General features: G+C 64.4%; 1 protein-coding gene. It reads left to right on the top strand.

What is annotated here, in order from left to right; genetic code table 11:
* Positions 1-1402: phosphate acyltransferase (locus EAO80_RS18805; protein ID WP_281273063.1), on the top strand; the 1402-nt coding region annotated here is incomplete at its 5' end.
* Between the last annotated feature and the right edge of the window lie 237 nt (positions 1403-1639).

The raw sequence follows: 1639 nt of genomic DNA, 5'->3' as shown, positions 1-1639 counted from the left end.
GGCCAACCCCGACCCCGAGATCACCTACGAGGAGGCCAAACAAGCCCGCGAGGACACGGTGATCATGGCGACCGGGCGCTCGGACTACCCCAACCAAGTCAACAACGTGCTGGGCTTCCCCTTCATTTTCCGGGGTGCGCTGGACGTACGGGCCACGGAGATCAACGAGGAGATGAAAGTCGCCTGCGCCGAGGCGCTCGCGGACCTCGCAAAACAGGACGTTCCCGACGCAGTGCGAAAGGGCTACGGCGACCAGCCCCTGCAGTTCGGTCCCGAGTACATCCTCCCGAAACCGATCGATCCCAGGGTCCTCTTCGAGGTCTCGCCGGCGGTCGCGCAGGCGGCGATTTCGAGCGACGTCGCGCGTCGCGAGGTCGAACTCGACGAGTATCGCGAGACACTCGAGGCCCGACTCGGCAAGTCCCGCGAGATGATGCGGGTCGTCCTCAACAAGGCCCGTAGCGATCCCAAACGTGTGGCGCTCGCCGAAGGGGAGGACGAGAAGATGATCCGCGCGGCCTACCAGATGCAAGAGGAAGGGATCGCTCAGCCCGTCCTCATCGGCGATCGCGACGAGATCGAGACGACGCTCCGGCAGCTGGGTCTGGCGTTCGATCCTGACGTGGTCGATCTCACCGAGGCCGAATACGACGAGTACGCAGAACGCCTCTACGACCTGCGCCAGCGCAAAGGCTTCACCCGAAGCGAGGCCGCCGACATGATCCGCCGGGACTCAAACTACCTCGGAAGCGTGATGGTCGAGGCCGGCGACGCCGACGCCCTGCTGACGGGGCTGACCCATCACTACCCCTCGGCGCTTCGCCCGCCGCTACAGACCATCGGTACCGCCGAGGACGCCAACTACGCCGCCGGGGTCTACCTGCTGGCGTTCAAGGACCGCGTGGTCTTCTGTGCGGACGCCACCGTCAACCAGAACCCCGACCAGGACGTCCTTGCGGAGGTCACGCGCCACACCGCACAGCTGGCCCGCCGCTTCAACGTCGAGCCGCGTGCGGCGATGCTCTCGTACTCGAACTTCGGGTCGGTCGACAACGAAGGGACGCGAAAACCCCGCGAGGCCGCCCGGATCCTCCGACGGGATCCCGACGTGGACTTCCCGGTTGACGGCGAGATGCAGGCCGACACCGCCGTCGTCGAGGACATCCTCAATGGAACCTACGACTTCGCGGAGCTGGAGGAACCGGCGAACGTGCTGGTCTTCCCGAACCTCGAAGCGGGCAACATCGCCTACAAACTGCTCCAGCGACTGGGCGGCGCGGAAGCCATTGGGCCGATGCTCGTGGGCATGGACGAGCCGGTGCACGTCCTCCAGCGCGGCGACGAGGTCAAGGACATCGTCAACCTGGCGGCGGTCGCGGTCGTCGACGCACAGAACCAGTAACCCAGTCCTCTCCGCGTTCGTCACGAGTAGTGTACGAACGACCACGAATCGAACGTCGCTATCGACTCTGTGGGCTTTTCGGATAGGTTTTTCAATTCGTATATCCACATTCAGCCATGGGATTCGAAGACGACTCGCTGAACTACCACGAATCGGACCCGCCGGGCAAGATCGAGATCGCCACGACCAAACCCACGAACACACAGCGCGACCTCTCGTTGGCGTATTCGCCGGGCG

The organism is Halalkalicoccus subterraneus (genome assembly GCF_003697815.1).
Classification (GTDB): domain Archaea; phylum Halobacteriota; class Halobacteria; order Halobacteriales; family Halalkalicoccaceae; genus Halalkalicoccus; species Halalkalicoccus subterraneus.
The sequence above is the reverse complement of the archived record's forward strand: the minus strand, read 5'-3'. Positions and strand labels throughout refer to the sequence as shown.